The following is a 24,354-nucleotide window of genomic DNA, read 5'->3' on the forward strand; positions in this document are numbered from 1 at the left end:
GTAAATTCGATCGGAATTGGTTCTTAATGCACACATGACGCTGGACCAGTTGCGCATTTTCGTTGCCGTTGCCGAACGCGGCCATATGACCAAGGCGGCGGAGCTTTTGGGCATCTCCCAGTCGGCGGCGTCGGCGGCCATCCGCGCGCTCGAAGAGCAGCATGGCGTTCATCTGTTCAACCGTGTCGGCCGCAACATCGAGCTGGCTCAGACCGGCCACCGTTTCCTGCCCGAGGCCAAGGCGGTGCTGGAACGCGCCGCCGCCGCCCGAAATGTGCTGGAGCATGTCTCGCAGACGGTCGCCGGCAGCCTGTCGATCGCCGCCAGCCTGACCATCGCCAGCTACTGGCTGCCGCGCAGGCTGGCCTCTTTCCATGAAGCCTACCCGGCGGTGCGCTTAAGCGTCAGCATCGGCAACACCAGGCAGGTCGAGGCCAATGTGCTCGACGGCACCGCCGATCTCGGCCTGGTCGAGGGGCGCACCGAGTCAGACATCCTCCGCCGCACCAAGGTCGACGTCGACAGGTTGATGCTGGTCGTCGCCGCCTCGCATCCCGAAATCGCCGAGATCGCGCCGGGCCGCCCGGATATCAGAGGGCTGCGCTGGATCATCCGTGAGGGTGGTTCGGGCACGCGCGAGGTGCTGGAGGATCTGGCCCGCCGCGAGGGGATATCGCTTGGCGACCTGCAGATATTTCTGGTGCTGCCGAGCAACGAGGCGGTTCGCCAGGCGGTCGAGGCCGGCGCCGGCGCCACCATCATCTCGGACCTCGTCGTCGGACGCGCCGTCGCCGAGGGCAGTCTCCGGTCGGTGCCGCTCGAACTGCCGAAGCGCGACTTCGCCATGATCACCCATCGTGACCGCCAGGCAAGCCTGGCCCAGATGGCGCTCAAGGCGCATCTCGGCGCTGAGGGCGTCAGCAATCCGGCGTAAGCGATCAGGCGAACTTCCGCTGCGCATCCAGCGCCAGGCCAAGGCCGACCGAACCAAACATGTCGCCCTCGATAACGGCGGCTTGCGGCACCAGCGACAGGATTTCACGCCGTGCCAGCGGGATCGCGGTCGAACCGCCGGTGAGGAATACGGCGGTGATCGCAGACGCCGTTATGCCAGCATCGGCAATCGTCTGCCGCACCGTAGCGGATACCCGCTCGATGTCGGCGGCGATGGTCTCTTCCAGGCCGGTCCGCGAGATCTCGGCGGCGAAATGCGCGCCGGGCAGCGCCACCGTTACATCGGCCGAAGCCTGATCCGTCAGCGCGATCTTGGCTCGTTCGACGAGGCCGGCCAGCGCATGGCCGTAACGGTGCTCGACAATATGGATGAAGCGGTCGACAAGGTCGGCGCGGACGGCCTCGAAGCGGATTTGCCTCAGATGCGTCATCGCCTTGGCAGTATAGACGAGGTTGATGCGCTGCCACGTCGCGAGATCAATGAAATAGCTCGCCGGCAGGTTGCGCTTGCCGTCTTTTGTGGGCGTCAGGTAGCCGAGCTTGGGCATGACATGGGCAATGCTGAGCAGCCGGTCGAAATCGGTGCCGCCGATATGGATGCCGCGGTTGGCCAGGATATCGTCCTTGCGGTCGCGTGAGCGGGCGCGTTGCGGCGAAACCCGCACGATCGAGAAGTCGGACGTGCCGCCGCCCATGTCGACGATCAACGCCAGTTCCTCGCGCTTCACGTCCTGCTCATAGTCGAGCGCTGCCGCAATCGGTTCGAACTGGAAGGCGATGTGCTTGAAGCCTTGCGCGCGCGCCGCTTTTTCAAGCTCGCTTTGCGCCTTGGCATCGGCTTCCACATCGTCGTCGACAAATTGCACCGGCCGGCCGAGCACAACGTTCTCCACCGGAGCGCCGGCATCTTCCTCAAGCCGTTTCTTCAAATGGCCGACGAACATGCCGACAATGTCGATGAAACCGATCTGCCGGGCCTTGATCCGCGTCTTCTCATGCGCCAGCGAACTGCCGAGCACGCTCTTCAGCGATCGCATCAGCCGGCCTTCGATGGAATCGGTGTAGTCGGCAATGGCGCGGCGGCCGAAATAGGTGTGGCCGTCCTCGAAGTTGAAGAACACGGCACTCGGCAATGTCGGCTGGTCCCCCTCCAGCGCCACCAGCTGTGCCTGGCCGTTGCGGATCACGCCCACCGTCGAATTGGACGTACCGAAATCGATGCCGCCAAATGCCTGATGCATTGCAGCCTCCTGTCATTGGGTCGTCGCTGTGGCAGGCGTCGCAAGACGCGCGCCGTCCAGAGGCCGGACCGTTCTGCCGAATGATTGTGCGTGTAACCCGAGGGTTGGGAGGCGGCGGTCTATCGCAAGACTGAGAAAAGGGGAACCCCTTTTCCCCGGAAATGGGTCCTGCGCGTCAATCCCTGCGGAAAATCAGCCTGCCCAGCCAGCCGGTGATCATGGCCAGCGACACGGAGAAGACGCCGTAGAGAAACGAGTAATCATGCGCGACGCGGAAGATCGACTGTTCGAAGCCCGATTTGCGGATTTCGAGCTGGGCCGAGCTTTCCTTGAGGAACAGACCGCTCTTGAACAGGAACGCGCGGGCTTTATGCGTTCCAACCGGGACGTTGGGCGCCAGCCGCACCGTGGCGCGAAACAGGTTCTGCGACAGGAACTGCACGCCGCCGACATTCTCGCTATAGAGGCCGGTCGCCGCCTTGCGCTCGCGCAGCGCCACGGTGAATTCCTCGATCGTCGCCGGACTGTCGGTTACGTCGGCCGGTTGCATGTAAAGGTTGGAGGCGCCGAGCGACAGCTGCTTGTAGCTGTTGGGTTCGGTGATGTCCTGCAGCGGCCGTGTCGTGGCGACGGAGTAGGAGACCGGCACGTTCTCGAAGGTCTCGGATTCCAGGTTGACCCAGACGCCGAGCACCCGGTCCTTGCGGCGCACCACAACCGGCCGCGGCGGCCCTTCGAGCACGACGATGACGTCATAGCGCCCCTGCCGCGCTACCAGCGGGTCGGGGTTTTCCAGCGAACCGAAAATGGTCAGGTCGGCGCCGGAAAAGCCGGCGGTGATCGACACCGCGTCGGTGGAGAGACCGATCTGGATGCCTTCCGGCAAGGGGTTCGGCGATTGCGCTGCCGCCGGCAGAGCGAGGGCGAAAAGCAAAACGGCGGCCGAAAAAATCCCCCACCGCAGCATCAGTTCAGGCCCGCGGCGGTCAGCGAATAGAGGTTTGGCGGCGTGACGAAGAGATCGATGGCAAGCCGGATGGCAACCGCCAGCACCAGCAGCGCCAGCAGTGCCCTGAGCTGTTCGCCGCGCAGCTTCTGTCCTGCCTTGGCGCCATATTGCGCGCCGGCAACGCCGCCCGCCATCAGCAGGAAGGCAAGCATGACGTCGACCGTCTGGTTGGTGGTGGCGTGGACAAGCGTGGTGTAGGCCGAGGTGAAAATGATCTGGAACAGCGAGGTGCCGATGACGACGTTGGTCGGCACCTTCAAGAGATAGATCAGCGCCGGCACCATGATGAAGCCGCCGCCGACACCCATGATCGACGACAGGAAGCCGATGCCGGCGCCGAGCCCCAGCACCGGAATGACGCTGACGAACAGCTTCGAGGCCCTGAAGCGCATCTTCAGCGGCAGCCGGTGGATCCAGTTGTGCTGGCCGGATTTCTTCAAGACCGGCGCCGCACCGCTGCGCGTGGCGCGCAGCGCATTGACGCTCTCGACCAGCATCAGCCCGCCGACGGTGCCGAGCAGCACGACGTAGAGCAGCGAAATGAACAAATCGAGTTGGCCGAGCCGGCGCAGGAAGGCAAAGACAAAGATACCACCGGTCGAGCCGACGATGCCGCCGGCCAGCAGCACCCCGCCGAGCTTGAAGTCGAGCGTGCCGCGCTTCATGTGCGACAGCGCGCCGGAGAAGGAGGAGGCGATAACCTGGTTGGCGCCAGTGGCAACGGCGATTGCCGGCGGGATGTTGTAGAAGATCAAGAGCGGCGTGATCAGAAAGCCGCCACCGACCCCGAACATGCCCGACAGGAAACCCACCGCCGCGCCCATTGCCAGCAGCACGAAGACGTTGACGGAAATTTCCGCGATCGGGAGATAGATGCCCACCCGTCAGTCTCGATCAGTTTGCCTGTCGGCGATTGCAGCCATTCCAGGGCATTGTCGCACCGAAAAGCCAATTCTTTCTTGCACCGCCGGGGCAGTGGGATCAAACCCCGCCGCCCTACCGAAACAAAAAACATCTCAAGCAGTTAACAGGCAAATGTATGGCAAGGGCGTCGCGTTAGCGACGCATCTGCCGTTATTTGTGCGCCAGCAGCGCCTTCACCAGCTTTTCGTCGATTTCGCCGGTCGCCTGCATCTTGTTGTCGGTCTGGAAAGCCATGATTGCGGTCTTGGTCTTGCCGCCCATCACGCCATCGGCGCCGCCGGCATCGTAGCCGTTCTTGTTGAGGATGAGCTGGATGTTCTTGACCGCCTTCTTCATGTCGACGCTGGCGGTGGTCTGCGGCGTGCCTTCCTGCCAGGATTCAGGAATATCGGCCGAGTTGGACGCCGGGTCGAGCGGCTTCGGCTTCCACAGTTCCGTGGCGGCGCGGGCCCGCTCCAGCTGTTCGGGGCGCAGCGCAGTGGCGACTTCGTCGCGCTTGGCAGCCGCATCCTTGTCGCCGGTCTTGGCGACGAGCGCGAACCATTTGTAGGATTCCTCCAGGCTCTGCTTCATGCCGACGCCCTTTGCCGCCAGGATGCCGAGATTGAACTGGCTGTCCTTGACGCCGACATCGGCCGCCGCCTGAAACCAGTGCGCGGCCGATTCATTGTCGGTCACGCCGTCGGCGGCCATGGCAAACAGAACGGCCAGGTTGTGCATGGCGCTGGCATTACCCTGCGCGGCGGCGAGCTGGTAGAAGGTCTTTGCCTTCTTGACGTCGCGCGTGACGCCGATGCCCTTCTCGTAGAAATTGCCGATGCGGTATTCCGCCGGTGCGAAGCCGAGCTCGGCCGACTTTTCGTACCATTTGGCCGCTGCCGCCATGTCTTCCTTGACGCCGCGCGATTCAGCATAGCGCGAACCGAGCTCGAACAGCGCCTTGGCGTCACCGCCGGCAGCCGCGTCGCGCAAGGCTTGCGGGCCTGCATCGGCCGGAACGTCTATCTTGGCCACGACAGCTGGTACCGCGGCATCAGCCGGCGGAACGGCGCCGGTAGTATCCGAGGCCGTCGTATCCGAGGCCGAGGGCGCCATGACGGCGGCCGCAGGCTGCGCGTCGGCAGCCGCCGGTCCCGCAGTGGCGGTGGTCGGCAGCATTGCATTTGGCGCGGGGGCCGGATCGGCCAGAGCCATCGGCGCTGGCGCGGGCTCCACCGCCGGCACTTCGGGCCCGGCGACCGAGGCCGCATTCATTGGCGCATCGTTGCCGCCTGCTGGCTCTGAGGGCTCCGCCTGCCTGACGATCCGGGCCGGCGCGTCCTGCATGGTCACCTGCGCATCTGCCTTGGGTTGGCTGGCAGCGTTGACCGAGGCAGTCTCGACCGGCTGCGAGGCGACGATCGGCGCTGTATCGTTGCTTGCGACCTCGACCGGGTCGGCGAAGAAGGCCTTGCCCAACTGGAGGCCGGCAAGCGCCAGCATGATCGCGACCGCTCCCATCAGGATCGGCTTGCGCCGCGCCTTGAGCAGGTCGCCGATACGAAGCGCCTTGACCGGGCCCTTCATGGTAGACTGGCGTTTCAACGCGTCGGCCTCGGCGGCCGCGGCCTGCGCCGCGCGCCTGGCCGCGGCAATGAAGTCGGATTTCGACGCATCGCCGGAGTTTTGGCGCACCGGCGGGCCGCGCTCGTCGCGCACGCGCTTCATGATGGCGTTGAGGTCGGGCGCGCCGGAGCCCGGCTCCAACGGTCGGTTGGCGAGCTTCGGATCGAGCGGCTCGTCGAGATCGACGCTCGGCATGTCGACATTAGGCCCCGAGCCGGCAAGCGGCGGCATGTCAGCCGGCTTCTTGCCCCTGAAGGCGCGCGCCAATCCACCGAACAGCGACTTCTTGGCCGTGCCTTCGCCTTTCTCGGCAATCCTGTCGGAACCGAGCGCTGCCTGGGCAGCGGCCGCGGCAGCCTCGGCTGGCGAGCGCCGCACTGGTTCGCTGCCCATGACCGGGTCGCTACGCGTACCCAGGTCGCTACGCGTACCCGGGTCGCTGCGCATATCCGGCTCGCTGCGCATGATGGCGGCGGCGCGGCCGTCCAGGTCGGCCATGTCTCCGGTCAGCGGCAGCGGCTGGTCGATATCCATCGACGGCGCGTCCTGCACCGAAATCTTGGAGGCGCGTGCAGCGCGGGCCCGCCGCGCCGGCTCGGCCTGGGCATCCAGAAGCTCGCTCACCGCCTCGGCCGGTTCGCTGGTCTCCAGCGAGCCCAGACGATCGACGATCTTGAGCAGCGTGTCGTGGATCGCCTCGAATGTCCGTGAATTGCGCTCGTCCGAACGGCGCGTCAGCGCTTCCAGCGTCTTCAGATCCTGGGCAAGGCCGGTAACGGCCGCGGTGTTGGCGTTGGAATCTGCCAGCGAGCGCACGGCGCTCTCGGCTGCTTCGCGTGCCGCGCCCATGATGGATTCGCGGGTTCCGGCCAGCGACTTCTCGATTTCGTTGAGGCGCGGGCTGATGTCCTCGAATTCCGGCAGCGGCGTGCCGGGCTTCGACAGATGCGCCGATAGGCTGGAGACCTGCGCCTCAAGGCTGCGGATCAGTGCCGGATCGATGCCGGCGACCTGCGCGGCCGACGATTCCAGCCGGCTTGAAATGTCTTCGAGCCGGCTTTCCAGGCCGCGGATCGCCGCCTCGTTGGCAGGATCGGGAACGCGCGTCTCCATGCGTTGGGCGAGCGCGGTGAAGCGTGCGTCGATGGCGTCCATGATGCCGGCGCTGTCAGCCTGCGGCTGGCGCTGGTCCAGCCGGTCGGCAACCTCGTCCAGCCGCCGCTCGAGATCGCGAAACAGCATGTTGCCCTGTTCGATGGCGTCGCCCTGCCGACGTTCCATCATGCCCGACAGCACGTCGAAGCGCTGTTCCAGACCCTGGAAGATATAGTCGGCGTCGGGCATGGCCGGGGCGCGATCGATCTTGTCGGCGATCATCGCGATCTGCTTGCCGAGGCGCTCCATCGCCTGTTCCGGCAGATTGGCGCGGCCGGCAAGCTCGTCGACCCTGTTCGACAGCGTGCTGAGACGGTCGAGAACCTCGCCGCTCGGACGAACCTGCACGACTTCCTCGATCTGCTGCGCCAGCGAGGCGATCCGCTTCTCGATGCGTTCAAAGGGTTCGGGGTCGAAGGAATTGGCCTGTGCGGCGACGGTCGAGGCGACGATGGCGCGCGAAATCTCATCGAGCCGTTCGTCGATCAGGCCAAGCGTGTCGCCGCCGCGGTTGCTCTGCTGGCTGACGAAATGATCGACGGCGCCGGCAAGCGTGCGGACCTTTTCTTCCATCGAGCGCAGCGACAGCGATTCCGGCAGATTGTGGACCGCATTGCTGATCTGTTCGAGCCGGTCGGTCAGGGCCGAAAATCCGGGGCCGTCGGCGCGGTTGCGTTGGTCGGCGTCGACACGGTCCTCGAACGCGCTCCAGCGGCGGTCGAAATCGTCCCAGCGGCGGTCGACCTTCAGCACGCTTTCCTCGCGCGCCAATGTGTCGAGCGCCGTCTTTACCTGCTCGAGCTCGAGCCGCAGCATGTTGACGCTTCGGTCGTCGCTCTTCTCGGCCAGCGTCTGGATGGCGCCGGACAGCCGCTCGAATTCGACGCCGAGTTCGGCGCTGCCCTTGCCGGGCAAGCCGCCTGCCTGACCACCCGATTGGTTGCTCGCCTGGAAGGCCCGTTCGATGTCCTTGCGCAACGCGGCGAATTCGCGCTGCAGGCCGGCCGTCATCTGATGGCGCAGTTCCTCGCGCAGGCCACGCAATTCGCCGGCGATCTTGCCGACCACAGCGACGCTGTCTTCCTGGCCGCGCACGCGGTCGATGTCGCGCGCGATCGCCTGATAGTTCTGGTCGAAGCCGGCCGGCCCGGCGCCTTTCGGCCGCGGCGTGGGCTGCGGGTCCTCGTACCAGCGCGGCGGGGCGTAGGGCTGGGCGCTTGCGTAGCGCGGCTCTGGAGCGGGCCGGCGCGGATCGAAGCGCTCGGCGGCGTCCTCGCGCTTGCGCTCCAGCCGCTGCTCCAGCGTTTCCAGCGAGCGGTTCAATTCATCAAGTGTGGTGTTCGGCCTGCGCGGCCTGCCGGCGTTGAGTGTATCGAGATAGGACCGCTTGCTGTTCATCGATGCGTCCGTTTTTCAGAATGGCTGGCTTGCTGCCAGTTTCCCAAGTCCTTGTCGGGAACGAAGGCGGCCGCGCGGCACTGCTGCGGCGGAAGACGAGCTTCCCGGGCCAGGCCCGCTCTCCGAAAAACCGTGAAAAATTCGCTACAGGATAAACACGGGTGACCGACATCCGCACATTTCACCCATCGTGGTAAACAAGGTGTTAACCAACCTTAAGAAGTTACGGCATTGCTGAAATACAGGCGGTGCCCGTTCGGACCCGGCGCCGGGGGTGCGGCATAAGGTTTCGCAATCCCAGAACGCCCTTGCGTCATGCGGCGGCTATCGATATAGAATTGACGTAAACGTAAGAGGGGCGCCGTTCGTGCCTTTTGCGATGAATTAGTTGAAACCACGACTGGAAGCATGCCCCCGCTTCCACTCAGGCGTTGCAAGGTCCAAGACCGCGATGCCACGACAGGGGAAAGCCAGTGACTATGAAACTTGTTTCGCCCGGCGAAGCCGCGGCCAACACCAACAATATGTCTGCCGAAGCCAGTGAGGAGCTCGTGCGCATCGGCGAGATGGCCAAGAAATACGGCGTGACGCTGCGCACGCTGCGTTTCTATGAAGACAAGGGCCTGCTCAATCCAAAGCGCGATGGGGCGACGCGGCTATACACGCGTCGCGACAAGGCGCGGCTGAAGCTGATCCTGCTCGGCCGCAAGGTCGGGTTCTCGCTACGCGACGTCAAGCAGATGATGGATCTCTACGATCCGACGGGATCCAACACCAAGCAGCTGCGGCTGGCTCTCGACAAGTCGGAGAAGCAGCTTGCCCGCCTGCAGAAGCAGCGCGCGCTGATCGACGACGCCATCAACGAGTTGAGCGGCTCGATGTCGGCCGTGCGCCAGATGCTGTCCGAGCGTTCGGCCCCGGCCAGCGCCGCCAGCTGATTTCGCTCCGCAGCTCCCGGCGAAAGCTTTGAACGGAAGAGCCGCGCGGCCGCCCACGCGGCTCTTTTTGTTTGACCCCCCTCGCTTTGCGCAAAGCCATGCACCGCTCGTGCCGACAGGCTGGCATAGGTAAATTTTGTCGCGGCGACAAAATTGACGTTTACGCAAACGTCAATTTTTGCTATCCCGCTTTCAAGATTGGCCCGCATGCCGCCCCCAACCTCATGTTTCGGGGCCCGATCTCGCGGCCAAGACCCGCATGGTGGAGGAAACACATGCCGATCTACAGGGCGCCGGTCCAGGACACGCTGTTCGTGCTCAACGAGGTGCTGGGTTATCAGCGCTACTCCAACCTTCCCGGATTTGCCGACGCGACGCCCGACGTTGTCGAGGCGATCCTCGCCGAAGGCGCCAAGCTCGCCGAAAACGTTATGCATCCTCTGAACCGCGTCGGTGACATGGAAGGCTGCGTGCGCCATGAGGACGGCTCGGTGACGACGCCGAAGGGCTTCAAGGAAGCCTACGACCAGTATCGCGAAGGCGGCTGGATGGGACTGGCGGCGCCCATCGAGTTCGGCGGCCAGGGGCTGCCCTATGCCGTGCACACCGCGGTTGCCGAATACATGGTTTCGGCCAACATGGCGCTGATGATGTATCCCGGCCTGACGCAAGGCGCGATCGCGGCGATCATCACACACGGCACCGACGAGCAGAAGGCGACATGGCTGCCGAAGCTGGTCGAGGGGTCCTGGACCGGTACCATGAACCTGACCGAGCCGCATTGCGGCACCGATCTCGGCCTGCTGCGCACCAAGGCGGTGCCGAACGGCAACGGCACCTACAAGGTATCCGGCCAGAAGATCTTCATCTCGGCCGGCGAGCACGACATGTCGGAAAACATCGTTCATCTCGTGTTGGCCCGCATCGAAGGCGCGCCGGCAGGCGTGAAGGGCATCTCGCTGTTCATCGTGCCAAAGCTGAAGCTCGATGCCTCGGGCAATCCGGGCGAGAAGAACACGCTCTCCTGCGGGTCGATCGAGGAGAAGATGGGCATCCACGGCAATTCGACTTGCGTCATGAATTATGACGAGGCCGAAGGCACGCTGCTCGGCGAGGCCAATGGCGGCCTGAAGGCGATGTTCACGATGATGAACGAAGCCCGGCTCGGCGTCGGCCTGCAGGGCCTGTCGCTGTCCGAGATCGCCTACCAGAACGCGGTCTCCTACGCCAAGGACCGGCTGCAGGGCCGCTCGCTGTCTGGCGCCAAGGCGCCGGACAGACAAGCCGATCCGATCATCGTGCATCCCGACATCCGCCGCTCGCTGATGACCATGAAGGCCTTCAACGAGGCCGGCCGCGCGCTGGCGCTGTGGACGGCGATCAAGTCCGACATCGCCCACCGCTCCGCCGACGACAAGGATCGCCAGGCGGCCGACGACTATACGGGCCTGCTGACGCCGGTGATCAAGGGCGTGCTCACCGACAAGGGCTTCGACCATGCCGTCATGGCGCAGCAGGTGTTCGGCGGCCACGGCTACATCGAAGAACACGGCATGAGCCAGTTCGTGCGCGATGCCCGCATTGCCATGATCTATGAAGGCGCCAACGGCATCCAGGCGCTCGACCTCGTCGGCCGCAAGCTTGGCCTGAATGGCGGCCGCGCAGTGCAGGCTTTCTTCAAGGACGTCGGCGAGTTCTGCGAGGAGAACCGTGCCGACGAGAAGCTGGCGCCGTTCACCAAGGCGTTGAAGAAGGGCCTCAACGATCTGCAGGCGGCGACGATGTGGCTGGTGCAGAACGGCATGGCCAAGCCCGACAATGCCGGCGCCGCATCCACCGACTACATGCATCTCTTTGGCCTTGTGGCGCTCGGCTACATGTGGGCGCAGATGGCCAAGGCCGCGCTCGGCAAGACCGGCGCCAATGGCTCCCAATCTGTCCACGAAAATGGGGCTTTCTACGACAACAAGGTGGTGACGGCGCGCTTCTTCATGGAGCGGATCATGCCCGAGACATCGGCACATCTCGCCCGCATTTCCAGTGGTGCGGACACGCTAATGGCGCTGCCTGCGGAAGCGTTCTAGAAATGGCTGGCGTCCCCCTCCCCCTTGAGGGGAGGGTGGCCCGAAGGGCCGGGAGGGGTCCTTGCGTGCAGTGCGCCGGCTGGTTGGCGCTTTGGTAGGAGATGATCGCAATGCCCCAAACCCGCGTCAATTCCGAAGATAAGGTCGAGCACGTCATCGGCGACCCCACCCGACCGCTTCGCGGCCACCCTCCCCTCGAGGGGGAGGGGGACGTTGGCGCGGGAGAAACGGCATGACAAATCCAGCCGAAGTGCTCTCCTTGCCGAAGCCCGCCTGGGCGGCGGACGAAGTCGGCATGCTCTACGACATGGCGCATCGCTTCATGTCGGAAGAGATCGCGCCGCGCTACGACGAGTTCGAGAAGAACGAGATGGTCGACCGCGAGAGCTGGCGCAAGGCAGGTTCCGCCGGCCTGCTCTGCGCCTCGATGCCGGAGGAATATGGCGGCTCCGGCGGCACCTTCGCGCATGAGAGCGCCATCATCGAGGCGATCGGCCATGTCGGCGTCGACGGTTTCGGCATCGGCCTGCACAATGCGATCGTTGCCCCTTACATCCTTCATTACGGCTCCGAGGAGCAGAAGAAGAAATGGCTGCCGAAGCTGGCAACCGGCGAACTGATCGGCGCCATCGCCATGACCGAGCCGGGCGCCGGCTCCGACCTGCAAGGCGTCAAGACGCGCGCCGAGAAGGACGGCAACCAGTACAAGATCAACGGCTCGAAAACCTTCATCACCAATGGCCAACTGGCCAATTTCATCATCGTCGTCACCAAGACCGATCCGGCCAAAGGCGCCAAGGGCACCTCGCTGATCGTCGTCGAGACCGACGAGGCCGAAGGCTTCGAACGCGGCCGCAACCTCGACAAGATCGGCCTGAAGGCCAACGACACGTCGGAGCTGTTCTTCAATGATCTGCGCGTGCCGACCTCGAACCTGCTTGGCCACGAAGAGGGACAGGGCTTCATCCAACTGATGCAGCAATTGCCACAGGAGCGCCTGCAGATCGGCACCGGCGCCATCGCCATGATCGAACGCGCGCTTGCGCTGACCATCGACTACGTCAAGGATCGCAAGGCCTTCGGCAAGGCGATCATCGAGTTCCAGAACACCCAGTTCAAGCTCGCCGAACTGAAGACCGAGGCGACCATCGGCCGGGTCTTCTACAATGATTGCGTCACCCGCCACATCAATGACGGCCTCGATCCGGTGACGGCGTCGATGGCGAAATACTGGCTCTCGGACCTGCAGGGAAAAGTCGTCGACGAATGCCTTCAATTGCATGGCGGCTATGGCTACATGAATGAATATCCGATCGCCCGCATGTTCCGCGACGCCCGCGTCCAGCGCATCTACGGCGGCACCAACGAGATCATGAAATTGCTGATCGGCCGCTCTCTCTGAGAGCGACGTCGGCAAAGCAAGGAGCAAGCAAATGGCCGAAGCTTATGTCTATGACGCCGTGCGCACACCGCGCGGCAAGGGCAAGAAGGATGGCTCGCTGCACGAGGTGCCGGCGGTGCGGCTTGCGGCCAGGACGCTTGAAGCGTTGCGCGACCGCAACGGCCTCGACACTGCAAACGTCGACGACATCATCTTCGGCTGCGTCGATCCGGTCGGCGAAGCCGGCTCCGTCATTCCGCGTGCCGCCGCCTTCGAGGCCGGCTACGACAACAAGGCGCCGGGCATGCAGATCTCGCGCTTCTGCGCCTCAGGCCTCGACGCCATCAATTTCGGCGCCGCCAAGATCGCTCAAGGCGCCGACGAGATCGTCATTGCAGGCGGCGTGGAATCGATGTCGCGCGTCGGCATGGGCGCCTCGGGCGGCGCCTGGTTCATGGACCCGTCCGTCGGCCTGCCCGGCTGGTTCGTGCCGCAAGGCATATCGGCCGATTTGATCGCCACCAAGTATGGTTTTTCGCGCGACGACGTCGATGCCTATGCGGTCGAGAGCCAGAAGCGCGCCGGCAAGGCCTGGGCCGATGGCCGTTTCAAGAACTCCGTCATACCGATCAAGGACCAGAACGGCCTCACCATCCTCGATCATGACGAGCATATGCGGCCGTCGACCGACATGCAGTCGCTGGCCTCGCTCAACCCGTCCTTCGTCATGCCTGGTGAAATGGGCGGCTTCGACGCGGTCGCCGTGCAGAAGCACCCTGAGGTGGAAGAGGTCAATCACGTCCACCATGCCGGCAATTCGTCGGGCATCGTCGACGGTGCCGCTGCAGTGCTGCTCGGCTCCAAGAAGGCCGGCAAAACGATGGGCTTGAAGCCACGCGCGCGTATCCGCGCCTTTGCCAACATCGGCTCCGAGCCGGTGCTGATGCTTACCGGTCCGGTCGACGTCACCGAGAAGCTTCTGAAGCGCGCCAAGATGAAGCTGTCGGATATCGACCTGTTCGAGCTTAACGAGGCCTTCGCCTCGGTGGTGCTGCGCTACATGCAGGCATTCGAAATCCCGCACGACAAGATCAACGTCAATGGCGGCGCCATCGCCATGGGCCATCCGCTCGGTGCCACCGGCGCGATGATCCTGGGCACGGTGCTGGACGAGCTCGAGCGCCGCGATTTGAACACCGCTCTGGTGACGCTCTGCATCGGCGCCGGCATGGGCACCGCAACGATTATCGAACGCGTCTGATTTTCGGCCGGAAGGAGAGAGACATGACTTATACAAACTTCACGGTCGACACCGACGCAGACGGCATCGCGCTGGTCACCTGGAACATGCCGGACCGCTCGATGAACGTCTTCACCGAAGAGGTAATGAACGAGCTCGACAAGATCATCGACCAGGTGGTGGCCGACGCCGCCATCAAGGGCGCGGTGATCACCTCGGGAAAGGACAGCTTCTCCGGCGGCGCCGACCTGACCATGCTGCAGAAGATGCTGGCCGTATTTGCCAAGGAGAAGACCAAGGACCCGGAGAAGGCGGCACAGCTTCTGTTCGACAATGCCGGCCGCATGGGGGGCCTGTGGCGCAAGCTCGAAACGTCGGGCAAGCCCTGGGTCTCGGCGATCAACGGTACCTGCATGGGCGGCGCGTTCGAGCTGTCGCTGGCCTGTCATGGCCGCGTTGCCGCTGACTCCGAAAAGGTCAAGATGGCCTTGCCGGAAGTCAAGGTCGGCATCTTCCCCGGCGCCGGTGGCACCCAACGCGTGCCGCGCCTGACCGACCAGCAGCAGGCGCTGCAAATGCTGACCACCGGCCAGACGCTGTCGCCGCAGAAAGCCAAGGCGATGGGGCTGATCCACGAGGTCGCCGAACCCGGCAAGCTGATCGAGACCGCCAAAGCGATGATCAGGAACGGCCTGAAAGCCGTCCAGCCCTGGGACGAGAAGGGCTTCAAGCTGCCCGGCGGCCTGATCTATTCGCCCGCCGGCTTCAATCTGTGGCCGCCGGCCATCGCCATCCTGCGCCGCGAGACCTACGGCAATTATCCGGCCGCCGCGGCGATCCTGAAATGCGTCTATGAAGGCCTGCTGGTGCCGTTCGACACCGGTCTGCGCATCGAACAGCGCTATTTCACCGAAATCATGCAGTCGAAGGAAGCAGCAGCGATGATCCGCTCGCTGTTCGTCTCGCTGCAGGAGCTCAACAAGGGCGCCCGCCGTCCGGCCGGCGTGCCGGAGACCAAGTTCAAGAAGATCGGTATTCTCGGCGCCGGCTTCATGGGTGCCGGCATCGCCTTTGTCACCGCCAAGGCCGGCATCCCGGTCGTCCTGCTCGACCGCGACATGGCGTCGGCCGAAAAGGGCAAGGCGCATTCCGACAGCCTGATCTCCGATCAGGTGAAGAAGGGCCGCGCCAAGCCCGAGGAGAAGGACAGACTTCTGTCGCTGATCACGCCGACGGCCGACTATGCCGATCTCGCCGGCTGCGATCTGGTGGTCGAGGCGGTGTTCGAGGATTCGGCCGTCAAGAAGGCTGCCACCGAGCAGGCCGAAGCCGTGCTGAAATCGTCAGCGGTCTTCGCCTCCAACACTTCGACCATCCCGATCACCGCGCTGGCCAAGAATTCGGCGCGGCCGAAGAATTTCGTCGGCATCCACTTCTTCTCGCCGGTCGACAAGATGATGCTGGTCGAGATCATTTTGGGCAAGAAGACCGGCGACAAGGCGCTGGCCACCGCGATCGATTTCGTGCGCGCTATCAAGAAGACGCCGATCGTCGTCAACGACACGCGCGGCTTCTACGTCAACCGCTGCGTGCTGCGCTACATGTCGGAAGCCTACAAGATGCTGATCGAAGGCGTTCCGGCGCCGATGATCGAGAATGCCGCCAAGGCCGCCGGCATGCCGGTCGGCCCGCTGGCGCTGACCGACGAGACGGCGATCGACCTTGCCCAGAAGATCATGAAGCAGACCATCAGGGACCTCGGCGACAAGGCCGTCGACCCCAGGCAGATGGCGTTGATCAACACGCTGGTCGACACCCATGGCCGCTTCGGCCGCAAGAACGGCAAGGGTTTTTACGACTATCCCGCCAAGCCTGCCAAGAAGAAGCTGTGGCCGGGCCTGAAGGATCTCTATCCGCAGCTGGAGGCCGAGAAGGTCGACTATGAGGAACTGCAGCAGCGCCTGCTGGTAACCATTGCGCTGGAAGCGGCCCGGGTGATGGAGGAAGGCATCGTCACCGATCCGCGTGAGGCCGATCTCGGGTCGATCCTCGCCTTTGGTTTCGCGCCATTCACCGGCGGCGCGCTGTCCTATATTGACGGCATCGGCGCCAGGGAGTTCGTCAGAATAGCCAAAGGCCTGCAGAAGAAATACGGCGCCGAGTTCAAGGCGCCCAAGCTGCTGCTCGACCTGGCCGAGAAGGGCGAGACCTTCTACCAGCGCTTCGATCCCTATGCGAAAGGCGAGGTGCAGAAGGCCGCTTGAGCTAGCGCCCCATGTACGTCTGGGGGCGCCTTGCGCGCATGATGGCCACGGCAAGGCGCCGTGGCCTTATGCGGTCGGTAGCGAAAGCCGACTGGCTTTTCGCTGCCTGCCGACCGAGATAGACTTCAACCTCCATCTCAACAACGCCCGCTACATGATGCTCGCCGACCTCGCGCATGACCCCGAAAATCGGAATCGATTTTCGGGGTCATGCGCCAAATCAAAATGCTACAGCGTCCTTGGCGCGTCCAACAGTACGCTTGCCCGCTCCGTTCAACCGCGACCGCCGACCTAGGCCGAGCGGGGTTTCATGAGCTCCGACCAGGGATTGCGCAGCCTTGCCAAGGCAGTTTGAGGCATCCATGACGACTTCGCCGCACACAGCTTTTTAGGGGATCGGGCCGCGCGCCGGTGGACAATCGGATGACCGCGCGTTAGAAGGAAAAGGTATTTTTCCTGTTTTGAGGAGAGCGAATTGCTCTCGCATGACCGAGTTTGGGCAGCCATCGACGCTCTCGCTGAGCGCTATTCGTTGTCGGCCTCCGGCCTGGCCCGGCGAGCCGGTCTGGACTCCACCGCTTTCAACAAATCGAAGCGGCTGTCCTCGGATGGACGGCCGCGCTGGCCGTCGACCGAATCGCTGGCGAAGATCATCGAGGCGACCGGCGCCTCGCTCGACGAATTCACCGGGCTGGTCGAAGGCCGTGCCAAGGCCGCTTCGGGCTCGGTAGCCGCGCAGCGTTCGGCGGTGCCGCTGCTCGGCTTTGCCCAGGCCGGCGCCGGCGGCTTCTTCGATGATGCCGGCTATCCCTCAGGCCAGGGCTGGGACCTTGTCGAGCTTCCGGCACGGGCGACCGAAACCTCTTATGCGTTGAAGGTGCAGGGCGATTCCATGCTGCCGCTGTACCGCAATGGCGATGTGCTGATCGTCGAGCCGGGCGCCGCTACCCGCAAGGGCGACCGCGTCGTCGTCAAGACCAATGCCGGCGAAGTCATGGCCAAGGTGCTCGACCGCCAGACGACGAAATCGATCGTGCTGATTTCGCTCAACCCCGACCATCCGGACCGCGACATCGCGATGCGCGATGTCGAATGGGTGGCGCGGATCGTCTGGGCAAGCCAGTAGGTCTCGCGGTGCGTCTGCTTCAAATCCTCATAGCCCTCCTGGCGATCCCGGTGATGGTCGCCATTGTCGTCGCCGGCGGTCGCGCGCTGCATCGCGACGGCCCCGCCATTACTGTCGACCAGATCGACCCGGACACCGAGGCCGTGCCCGAGGAGCCGGCGACGTCGGCGATCCCCGAGGTCCAGCCCGTCAAGCCTCCGATGCACTCGTCTCAGGTGCATTCGAGGGCGATCGATCCCGAGGCCATCGCTCCGCCGCCGCTGCTGGTAGAAGAACTTGAACGGGTTGAGCCACGCGCGCCGCTGAGCGACCTGGCGCTGGCCGGGCCGCCCAAGCCGCGTGGGCGCAGAGCGGTCGACGACTGGGGAGGAACAAAACTGTTCCAGCCGGTCGCGGCCGCCGCCGGCCTGGTCGAAGCCAATGGTTATTCCGTGACGGTCTCCGGCATCGACATCGTCAGGCAAGACGAGACCTGCACCGAGGGCGGCAAGTCCTGGGCTTGCGGTATCAGGGCGCGCACCGCGTTCCGGTCTTTCCTGCGCGGCCGGGCCGTTGCCTGCAAGGTGCCGCCGGAGGCCGACCGTGCGCTGATCGCCGCCGAATGCCGCATCGGCAAGCTGGATGTCGGCCAGTGGCTGGTCGAAAACGGCTGGGCGCGCGCCACGGCAGGCGGCCCCTATGTCGAAGCGGGCGACAAGGCGCGCGCCGCCAAGAAGGGCGTCTTCGGCGCAGCTCCCGATCTTGGCGGCCTGCCACCGGCGCCGATGCCGGTTGCCGCCCCGACAGCGTCGCAACCGATCCTCGATGTCCCGGTTGCCGAGATGCCGCCGGCCGGGACGGAAATTACGCCGCCAGCTGACCAGCCAGCGCCCGCTCAATGAGCGCGCGGGTTTCGGCGATGCCGTAGAGGGCTGCGAACGAACCGAAGCGCGGTCCGCGTTCCTGGCCGATCAGCACCTGGTAGATCATCTGGAAGAAAGCGCCCGAGACACCAGGGCCGCCGTCCGGGCTCTTCTTCGAATGGTCCTGATAGCGTTCGATCTTGCGCGCCACGTTGAGCGAAGCGTTCTGGATCGCTTCGCCGTCGGCGCCGGCCGGCAGGCCAGCAAGCGCGTTGCCAAGCGCTTCCAGCGCCACGCGTTCGACATCGTCGGCCGGCCGGAAGGTCTTCGTCGGCTTCACGAAATCGTCGAAGTAGCGGATGGCGAAACCGACCAGCTGGTCGAGTTCGGGATGCGTCGCTGGCGTCACGCCAGATGCATGGCGCGAGATGAAGCCCCACAGCACATCCTTGTTTTGCGCGTTGGAGGCGCTGACCAGGTTGAGCAGCAGCGAGAACGGCACCGGCATGTCGATGGAAGGCGGCTTGCCGTCATGCATGTGCCAGACCGGATTGCCCAGCCGCTCCTTCCAGTCCTGGCGCGGATAGGCGTTGAGGAAGGTGTAGTACTCGTCGACGGCGCGTGGGATGACGTCGAAATAGAGCTTTTTCGCCTGCCTTGGCCGCTGATACATATAGAGGCCGAGGCTTTCGGTCGGCGCGTAGCGCAGCCATTCGTCGATGGTCAGCCCGTTGCCCTTCGACTTCGAGATCTTCTGGCCGTTCTCGTCCAGGAACAGTTCGTAGACGAAATGCTCGGGCGCGCGCCCGCCGAGAATGTTGCAGATGCGGTCGTAGATCACCGCGTTCGTCTGGTGGTCCTTGCCGAACATTTCGAAATCGACGCCGAGCGCTGCCCAGCGCATGCCGAAATCCGGCTTCCACTGCAGCTTGACCTTCCCGCCGGTCACCGAAAGCGTGGTCTCGGTGCCCTCATCGTCGAAGGTGATGTTGCCGGCCTTGGCGTCGACATGCTTCATCGGCACGTAGAGCACGCGCCCGCTCTTCGGCGAGATCGGCAGGAACGGGCTGTAGGTTGCCTGCCGCTCCGGCCCCAGCGTCGGCAGCATCACCGCCATGATCTGCTCATAGCGCTCGGCGGCGCGCACCAGCATCGCATCGAAGCGGCCGGCCTTGTAGTACTGCGTGGCGCTGGCGAATTCGTAGTCGAAGCCGAACGTGTCGAGGAAGCGGCACAGCATCGCGTTGTTGTGGTCGCCAAAGCTCGGATAGTCGCCGCCGAACGGATTGGGCACCGCCGACAGGGGCATATGCAGATAGGGCTCGAGCGCTGCGCGATCCGGCACATTGTCGGGGATTTTGCGCATGCCGTCCATATCGTCGGAGAAGCAGAGCAGCTTGGTCTTGACCTTGTTCCCGGTCAGCACGTGAAAGGCATGGCGCACCATCGAGGTGCGCGCGACCTCGCCGAACGTGCCGATATGCGGCAGGCCCGACGGGCCGTAGCCGGTCTCGAACAGGACGATCTCCGGGAAGTCGCCGCCCTTGTAGCGCTCGATGATCTTTTTGGCTTCCTCGAACGGCCAGGCCTTGCTTTCGGCGGCTGCCGCAAGCATTTCGGGGTTGAGATCGGCGATGTTTGATCCCGTCATGTCAAAGTTCCAGTCATGGCCGGCTTTCGCGGCTGGTAAGATTTTTCAACCGGGTCTCTAGGCGCGACAGGGCGGAGCGTCAACGATATCAGGCGTTTTCGTTGCGACGGCGCCGTGGCGTCCCTACCTTCGACCCTCACTATCAAGGAGTTTTGAATGCCGTTGCCGTCCACCCATGAAGCCCTGATCTACCTGATGGTCATCACCTCGGCTTCCGATCGCGACATGACCGATATCGAACTGGCGCGCATCGGCGACGTCGTCCGCAGCTGGCCGGTGTTCGAGGATTTCAAGCAGGACAGGCTGATCGCCATTGCGCAGGACTGCCAGAAGATGCTGCATGAAAAGGATGGGTTGGAAGGCGTGCTCGAGCGTGTCGCCGAGACTTTGCCCGAACGGCTGCACGACACCGCCTATGCCGCGGCCTTCGAGGTTGCCGCCGTCGATCTAGAAATGCGCATGGAGGAATTGCGGGTGCTGCAGTTGATCCGGCGTGAGCTCGATCTCGACACGCTGACCGCCGCAGCCATCGCGCGCGGGGCGAAGGCCCGCCTGCGCACGCTGACCTGATCCAGCCCCTAAAGGAAGCTGACCGGGACCGGATCAGAAAAAGCTGACCGGGAACCGGATCAGAAGAAACTGACCGGGAAATAGCGCAGGTAGAATTCGGCGAAGGTGCCTTTCACCGATATCTCCTGCAGCGCGTAGTCCATGGCTGCGGCCAGCGCTGGGTCGCTGGCCCGGGTGGCAATGGTCATGCCGGACCCCAGATATTCCGGCGCCAGGTAGGGTCCACCGGCGAAGCGGCAGCAACCGGCGGCGTCCGTGCCGCCCAGCCAGAAGGAAAAGCGCATGCCGTCGCCGAAGGCGGCATCGATCTTGGCGCTCTTCAAGTCGCTGTAGAGGTCTTCCGGCCGTTGAAAGCGGATGATCTGCACGGTGCCGAAATAATCGCGCAGCATCTTTTCATGCGCCGAGCCGGCCAGCACGCCGACCCGCTTCGAGCGCAATTTGTCGAGGATCGGCTCGGCGAAGGCCTTGGTCTTCGGCATGATGAAGCGCGCCGGAAACTGTAGATAGGAGCGCGAAAAGCTGTACTTCGCCCGCGTCTCCGGCGTTGCGGCGATGCCGGCGATGATCGCCTCGCCTTCGCCCTTCTGCAACGCGTCGTCGAGTTCGGCCCAGGGCAGCGCCTGGATCTGGCATTTGTCGGCGATGTCGAGTTCGGCGCAAATCGCCCGCGCCAGGTCGATGTGGAAGCCGGACAGTCGGCCCGTGCCGTCGAGAAAATTGAAGGGCGGGAAATCGGTTGTGGTGAGGAACCTGAGCCTCGGCAGCGCCGCAAGGTCCGGCTTCGGCAGCCGCTCCTTGGCATCCCAAAGCACCGGCACCTGCGGTTCCGCTGCCCGCACAGCGCCGGCAAACGGCTGCACTCCGATCAGCATCGACAGCAAGGCGATGGTTATCCAGCGTGATGTCACAAAAAACTCCGCCCGTCTTGGCCGTTGGCTTGTGATACGAAAACGGCGCAGGCACAATTGTTTTTGATTTCAAAGGGCAAATTTCGGGTTATGCTTTGGCGAGGTTGCAAATAGCCGCACAGAGTCGGCCCGGGGTTGGCGGTCGCTGGCGTTAGAAAAGCTAAGGATGTGGCTTTGCAATCCGGGGTTGATGGCTAAGTGCGGGGCAGGCACGTAGCATCGGTCTCAAGAGCGGTAGGCAACATGGGGTAGATGTTGCGATGGGTTATTTTGACCGGACACTTGAATATATTGACCGGGTGCAGCGTGCCGACACGTCGGCTGCGGTGTGCGAGCAGCTACTTAGTGTCACCTCGAATTTCGGATTGACGGCCCTGATAGCCGCAACGGTGCCGCAGCCCGGTACACCAAGCAGCCAGACGAAGGACCATGTGCTGCTCTGCGATTGGCCTAGCGAATGGCTGGAGCGTTACTTATCGCGCAACTACGTCGACCACGATCCGGTCGTCAGCCATTTGAAGCAGTTTCGGGCGCCATTCCAATGGCGCGATGCCGTTCAAAGCATGCCCGCCGACAAGAGCAGCGCCGAGGTAATGCGCGACGCCCGCCAGTTCAAGCTGCGTGACGGCCTCGCCTTCCCGCTGATCACGCTCGAAGGCCAGATCGCGCTGGTCTCGCTGGGCGGTGAGGCGGTCGAACTGTCCGAAGCCGAATTCGCAATGGTCTCGCTGGCCTCCACCTATGCCATCGGCCGCGCCATGCAGCTTCAAACGACGGCCGGCAAATCTATCGATCACATTGAATTGACGCCGCGCGAGCGCGAATGCCTGCAATGGGCGGCGGTCGGAAAATCCGAGTGGGAGATTTCGCAGATCCTCGGCATCTCGGAGCATACCTCTGAGAAACACCTTCTCAACGCCAAGAGCAAACTAGGCGCCGCCAACCGTGTGCAGGCAGTAGCCGAAGCAGTCAGGCACGGCTATATCAGCTAGGCCGGTTCTGGCGGCCCGAAATTTATGGCCGCATTGTCGGCGTCATATCTTCAGAAAAGACCGGCCCCTGTCGTCCTCTTGAGACGGCTAATGCTTTCTTAACGCCAAAAGCAGACTCGGCGTCGCCAACAGGGTGCACGCCATCGCGGAGGCGTTTAGGCGCAGCTATATTAGCCATGTCGGCTGTGGCAGCCTGGAAATCCTTGCCAACACCTTCGCGCAATTTTTTCGGGAAAGCCCGGTCGTATCTTCCTCTTAAGCCCAGGAGACGGCTAATGCTATTTTCCCTTACCACTCAACAACTGATGGAACGTCCCGACCTATGGGAGGCCGTCCATCGCCTGCGTTACAAGGTCTTCGTCGATGAGATGCGGTGGACCGATCTCGATCGCCCTGACGGCCTCGAAATCGATCAATTCGACCATGATGAGGCCGAACACCACCTTGTCATACGCAATGGCGAGCTTGCAGGCTATCATCGGATGCTGCCGACCACACGGCCGCATCTCCTTAGCGATGTGATGCCGGAACTCTGCGAGGGAAAGCGCCCTTCGGGACCGAATGTCTGGGAGCTAACCCGTTACGCGGTGGCGCCAGGCTTTCGCGATGGCAAGCGCGGCGTGTCTACGGTCGGCACCGAACTGATCGCCGGCTTCGTCGAATGGGGCCTTGCTCGCAATGTCGATCAGGTCATTATCGAGGTCGAGCCGGTGTGGGTGCTGCGGACGCTGCAGTTGCACTTCCTGGCGACGCCGCTCGGTTACCAGCGCACCTATGGCAACCAGCAGGTCGTCGCCACACTGCTGACCTTCAACGAGCATACGCTGGATGTCGTGCGTTCGCGCCGCAACCATCACGCCCCGGTGTTGGCCAGGGGCACCCCCCACATGCTCGGCATGCGGCAGGCGTCGTGAGACTGTCTTCACCCGACGCGCTTTAATGCATGTCGCTCAAAGTGGCCCCGGTTTTGAGAGAACGACATGCATGAAACAAAGACCTAAAGCGCGTCGCGTGAATCCGTTCAAATGCGATGCGCTTTAGACAATGGCCACAGAGCCCACCTCCGTGTGGGGGTGGGCTCTGTAATTTCAGCCTCTGCCTATCGAGGCCAGTCTCTACTTCTCGAGAAACGACGGCCCTTCGCCGACGATCTTTTTGTCTTCCTTGCCGATGGCGTCGAGATCGCGCCCATCATAGGGCAGCGACAACAGGATGCGCCGCATGACGGCCAGCCGCGAGCGCCGCTTGTCATTGGCCCGCACGATGATCCAGGGCGCGAACTGCTTGTGCGTGCACTCGACCATCTGGTCGCGCGCCTTGGTGTAGTCGTCCCATTTGGTAATGCCGGCAATATCGATCGGCGAGAACTTCCAGTTCTTCAGCGGAGACCAGCGGCGGTCGTGAAACCGTTCGAGCTGGGTTTCGCGGCCGATGTTGAGCCAGAATTTGAAGAAATAGATGCCGTCGTTGGAGATCATCCGCTCGAAATGCGGCGTCTCGTCGAGGAATTTTGCATGCTGTTCCGGTGTGCAGAAGCCCATCACCGGCTCGACGCCGCCGCGGTTGTACCAGGACCGGTCGAAGGTGACGAAATCGCCCGATGTCGGGAAATGGGCGACGTAGCGCTGGTAGTACCATTGCCCGACTTCGGTTGGGGTCGGCTTGGTCAGCGCCACATTGCGCGCGGTTCGAGGATTGAGATACTGGCGCAGCACCGAGATGGTGCCGCCCTTGCCGGCGGCATCGCGCCCCTCGAACAGCGACATCACTCTGCTGCCGGTCGCCCGGAGCCAGGCCTGCGCCTTGACCAGTTCGATCTGCAGCCGCTCCAGCGTCTCGTCATACTCCTCGCTCTTCATTTTCTTGTCGTAGGGGTAGTCGCCTGCGGTCAGTTTGTGGTCCTCGATCCAGCTGGGAAGCTCAGGGTTTTCGATGTCGAACTCCCGCTCCTTGCCGTCCACCTTGATCTTCAGCGGCCCCTTTGCCGGCTCTGCGGCGGGACTTTCCTTGGCTTTTTTCATCGAGACGAACCTTTCCAGCTTGCGGACTCATGCTATGGGGGGCCTCAA

Annotated in this window: 18 protein-coding genes and 1 pseudogene; 12 read left to right on the forward strand and 7 right to left on the reverse strand. The window is 63.5% G+C overall.

Annotated features, from left to right (window positions below):
- Positions 1-34 precede the first annotated feature (34 nt).
- Entirely contained in the window at positions 35-934 is a 900-nt protein-coding gene (locus tag NLY44_RS26470) for a LysR substrate-binding domain-containing protein (protein WP_023692550.1), read from the forward strand.
- Positions 935-938: 4 nt separating this feature from the next.
- Here the strand turns inward: NLY44_RS26470 and NLY44_RS26475 are convergent, their stop codons facing one another.
- From NLY44_RS26475 to NLY44_RS26490, 4 genes are all read right to left on the reverse strand, one after another.
- Positions 939-2,195 carry an Hsp70 family protein gene (locus NLY44_RS26475; RefSeq protein WP_023692549.1) on the reverse strand — a complete coding sequence of 419 codons (1,257 nt, stop codon included), beginning with the start codon at positions 2,193-2,195 and terminating at the stop codon, positions 939-941.
- 175 nt (positions 2,196-2,370) lie between these two features.
- Positions 2,371-3,162: a TIGR02186 family protein gene (locus NLY44_RS26480; RefSeq protein WP_023692548.1), complete on the reverse strand. Its 792-nt coding sequence runs from the start codon at positions 3,160-3,162 to the stop codon at positions 2,371-2,373.
- Positions 3,162-4,085 (reverse strand): sulfite exporter TauE/SafE family protein, encoded by a 924-nt coding sequence (locus NLY44_RS26485; RefSeq protein ID WP_023669608.1) that lies wholly within the window; start codon positions 4,083-4,085, stop codon positions 3,162-3,164. Before NLY44_RS26485 ends, NLY44_RS26480 begins: the two co-directional genes overlap by 1 nt.
- Before the next feature lie 193 nt (positions 4,086-4,278).
- A complete protein-coding gene (locus tag NLY44_RS26490; protein WP_023806279.1) occupies positions 4,279-8,286 on the reverse strand; it encodes an SEL1-like repeat protein in 4,008 nt (1,335 codons plus the stop codon).
- 479 nt (positions 8,287-8,765) lie between these two features.
- On the opposite strand from NLY44_RS26490, the gene NLY44_RS26495 reads away from it, so the two are divergent.
- From NLY44_RS26495 to NLY44_RS26530, 8 genes and pseudogenes are all read left to right on the forward strand, one after another.
- Positions 8,766-9,224 carry a MerR family transcriptional regulator gene (locus NLY44_RS26495; RefSeq protein WP_023669610.1) on the forward strand — a complete coding sequence of 153 codons (459 nt, stop codon included), beginning with the start codon at positions 8,766-8,768 and terminating at the stop codon, positions 9,222-9,224.
- Between the two features lie 275 nt (positions 9,225-9,499).
- A complete protein-coding gene (locus NLY44_RS26500) occupies positions 9,500-11,308 on the forward strand; it encodes an acyl-CoA dehydrogenase (protein ID WP_023726837.1) in 1,809 nt (602 codons plus the stop codon).
- Positions 11,309-11,540: 232 nt separating this feature from the next.
- Positions 11,541-12,710: an acyl-CoA dehydrogenase family protein gene (locus NLY44_RS26505; RefSeq protein ID WP_023806278.1), complete on the forward strand. Its 1,170-nt coding sequence runs from the start codon at positions 11,541-11,543 to the stop codon at positions 12,708-12,710.
- Between the two features lie 31 nt (positions 12,711-12,741).
- Complete coding sequence (locus tag NLY44_RS26510; protein WP_023669613.1) at positions 12,742-13,950, forward strand: acetyl-CoA C-acetyltransferase; 1,209 nt, start codon at positions 12,742-12,744, stop codon at positions 13,948-13,950.
- A 23-nt stretch (positions 13,951-13,973) separates the two neighbouring features.
- On the forward strand, positions 13,974-16,193 hold the full coding sequence (locus NLY44_RS26515) for a 3-hydroxyacyl-CoA dehydrogenase NAD-binding domain-containing protein (RefSeq protein WP_023806277.1): 2,220 nt from the start codon (positions 13,974-13,976) through the stop codon (positions 16,191-16,193).
- An 11-nt stretch (positions 16,194-16,204) separates the two neighbouring features.
- Positions 16,205-16,365: pseudogene (locus tag NLY44_RS33240) on the forward strand (thioesterase family protein); the annotation flags it as partial.
- Between the two features lie 303 nt (positions 16,366-16,668).
- Positions 16,669-17,319, forward strand: coding sequence for a S24 family peptidase (locus tag NLY44_RS26525; RefSeq protein WP_023681959.1), 651 nt, complete (start codon positions 16,669-16,671; stop codon positions 17,317-17,319).
- Positions 17,320-17,327: 8 nt separating this feature from the next.
- Positions 17,328-18,200: a thermonuclease family protein gene (locus NLY44_RS26530; RefSeq protein ID WP_023806275.1), complete on the forward strand. Its 873-nt coding sequence runs from the start codon at positions 17,328-17,330 to the stop codon at positions 18,198-18,200.
- On the opposite strand, the gene NLY44_RS26535 is transcribed toward NLY44_RS26530, so the two are convergent.
- A complete protein-coding gene (locus tag NLY44_RS26535) occupies positions 18,163-19,812 on the reverse strand; it encodes a lysine--tRNA ligase (RefSeq protein WP_023732412.1) in 1,650 nt (549 codons plus the stop codon). The genes NLY44_RS26530 and NLY44_RS26535 overlap by 38 nt on opposite strands.
- Positions 19,813-19,968: 156 nt before the next feature.
- Between NLY44_RS26535 and NLY44_RS26540 the strand changes: the two genes are divergently transcribed.
- Complete coding sequence (locus NLY44_RS26540) at positions 19,969-20,382, forward strand: tellurite resistance TerB family protein (RefSeq protein WP_023688697.1); 414 nt, start codon at positions 19,969-19,971, stop codon at positions 20,380-20,382.
- 59 nt (positions 20,383-20,441) lie between these two features.
- Here NLY44_RS26540 and NLY44_RS26545 read toward each other — a convergent pair whose 3' ends face one another.
- The gene (locus tag NLY44_RS26545; RefSeq protein WP_050586840.1) at positions 20,442-21,257 is read right to left on the reverse strand and encodes an ABC transporter substrate-binding protein; all 816 of its coding nucleotides are present in this window, start codon (positions 21,255-21,257) and stop codon (positions 20,442-20,444) included.
- Positions 21,258-21,553: 296 nt separating this feature from the next.
- Here NLY44_RS26545 and NLY44_RS26550 point away from each other — a divergent pair, with 296 nt between their 5' ends.
- Together NLY44_RS26550 and NLY44_RS26555 are read left to right on the forward strand one after the other, a co-directional pair.
- Positions 21,554-22,285 (forward strand): helix-turn-helix transcriptional regulator, encoded by a 732-nt coding sequence (locus NLY44_RS26550; protein ID WP_023669621.1) that lies wholly within the window; start codon positions 21,554-21,556, stop codon positions 22,283-22,285.
- 275 nt (positions 22,286-22,560) lie between these two features.
- The gene (locus NLY44_RS26555) at positions 22,561-23,199 is read left to right on the forward strand and encodes an acyl-homoserine-lactone synthase (protein ID WP_023681954.1); all 639 of its coding nucleotides are present in this window, start codon (positions 22,561-22,563) and stop codon (positions 23,197-23,199) included.
- A 201-nt stretch (positions 23,200-23,400) separates the two neighbouring features.
- Here NLY44_RS26555 and ppk2 read toward each other — a convergent pair whose 3' ends face one another.
- Positions 23,401-24,306, reverse strand: coding sequence for a polyphosphate kinase 2 (gene ppk2 / locus NLY44_RS26560; protein ID WP_023806274.1), 906 nt, complete (start codon positions 24,304-24,306; stop codon positions 23,401-23,403).
- Positions 24,307-24,354 lie beyond the last annotated feature (48 nt).

Source organism: Mesorhizobium sp. C089B, assembly GCF_030323125.1.
Lineage (GTDB): Bacteria > Pseudomonadota > Alphaproteobacteria > Rhizobiales > Rhizobiaceae > Mesorhizobium.

Excerpts from the sequence above, each read along its gene's own strand:
- NLY44_RS26470 (WP_023692550.1), top strand. The coding sequence starts at position 35 with ATGACGCTGGACCAGTTGCGCATTTTCGTTGCCGTTGCCGAACGCGGC.
- NLY44_RS26475 (WP_023692549.1), bottom strand. The coding sequence starts at position 2,195 with ATGCATCAGGCATTTGGCGGCATCGATTTCGGTACGTCCAATTCGACG.
- NLY44_RS26480 (WP_023692548.1), bottom strand. The coding sequence starts at position 3,162 with ATGCTGCGGTGGGGGATTTTTTCGGCCGCCGTTTTGCTTTTCGCCCTC.
- NLY44_RS26490 (WP_023806279.1), bottom strand. The coding sequence starts at position 8,286 with ATGAACAGCAAGCGGTCCTATCTCGATACACTCAACGCCGGCAGGCCG.
- NLY44_RS26495 (WP_023669610.1), top strand. The coding sequence starts at position 8,766 with ATGAAACTTGTTTCGCCCGGCGAAGCCGCGGCCAACACCAACAATATG.
- NLY44_RS26500 (WP_023726837.1), top strand. The coding sequence starts at position 9,500 with ATGCCGATCTACAGGGCGCCGGTCCAGGACACGCTGTTCGTGCTCAAC.
- NLY44_RS26505 (WP_023806278.1), top strand. The coding sequence starts at position 11,541 with ATGACAAATCCAGCCGAAGTGCTCTCCTTGCCGAAGCCCGCCTGGGCG.
- NLY44_RS26510 (WP_023669613.1), top strand. The coding sequence starts at position 12,742 with ATGGCCGAAGCTTATGTCTATGACGCCGTGCGCACACCGCGCGGCAAG.
- NLY44_RS26515 (WP_023806277.1), top strand. The coding sequence starts at position 13,974 with ATGACTTATACAAACTTCACGGTCGACACCGACGCAGACGGCATCGCG.
- NLY44_RS26535 (WP_023732412.1), bottom strand. The coding sequence starts at position 19,812 with ATGACGGGATCAAACATCGCCGATCTCAACCCCGAAATGCTTGCGGCA.
- NLY44_RS26540 (WP_023688697.1), top strand. The coding sequence starts at position 19,969 with ATGCCGTTGCCGTCCACCCATGAAGCCCTGATCTACCTGATGGTCATC.
- NLY44_RS26545 (WP_050586840.1), bottom strand. The coding sequence starts at position 21,257 with ATGCTGATCGGAGTGCAGCCGTTTGCCGGCGCTGTGCGGGCAGCGGAA.
- NLY44_RS26550 (WP_023669621.1), top strand. The coding sequence starts at position 21,554 with ATGGGTTATTTTGACCGGACACTTGAATATATTGACCGGGTGCAGCGT.
- NLY44_RS26555 (WP_023681954.1), top strand. The coding sequence starts at position 22,561 with ATGCTATTTTCCCTTACCACTCAACAACTGATGGAACGTCCCGACCTA.
- ppk2 (WP_023806274.1), bottom strand. The coding sequence starts at position 24,306 with ATGAAAAAAGCCAAGGAAAGTCCCGCCGCAGAGCCGGCAAAGGGGCCG.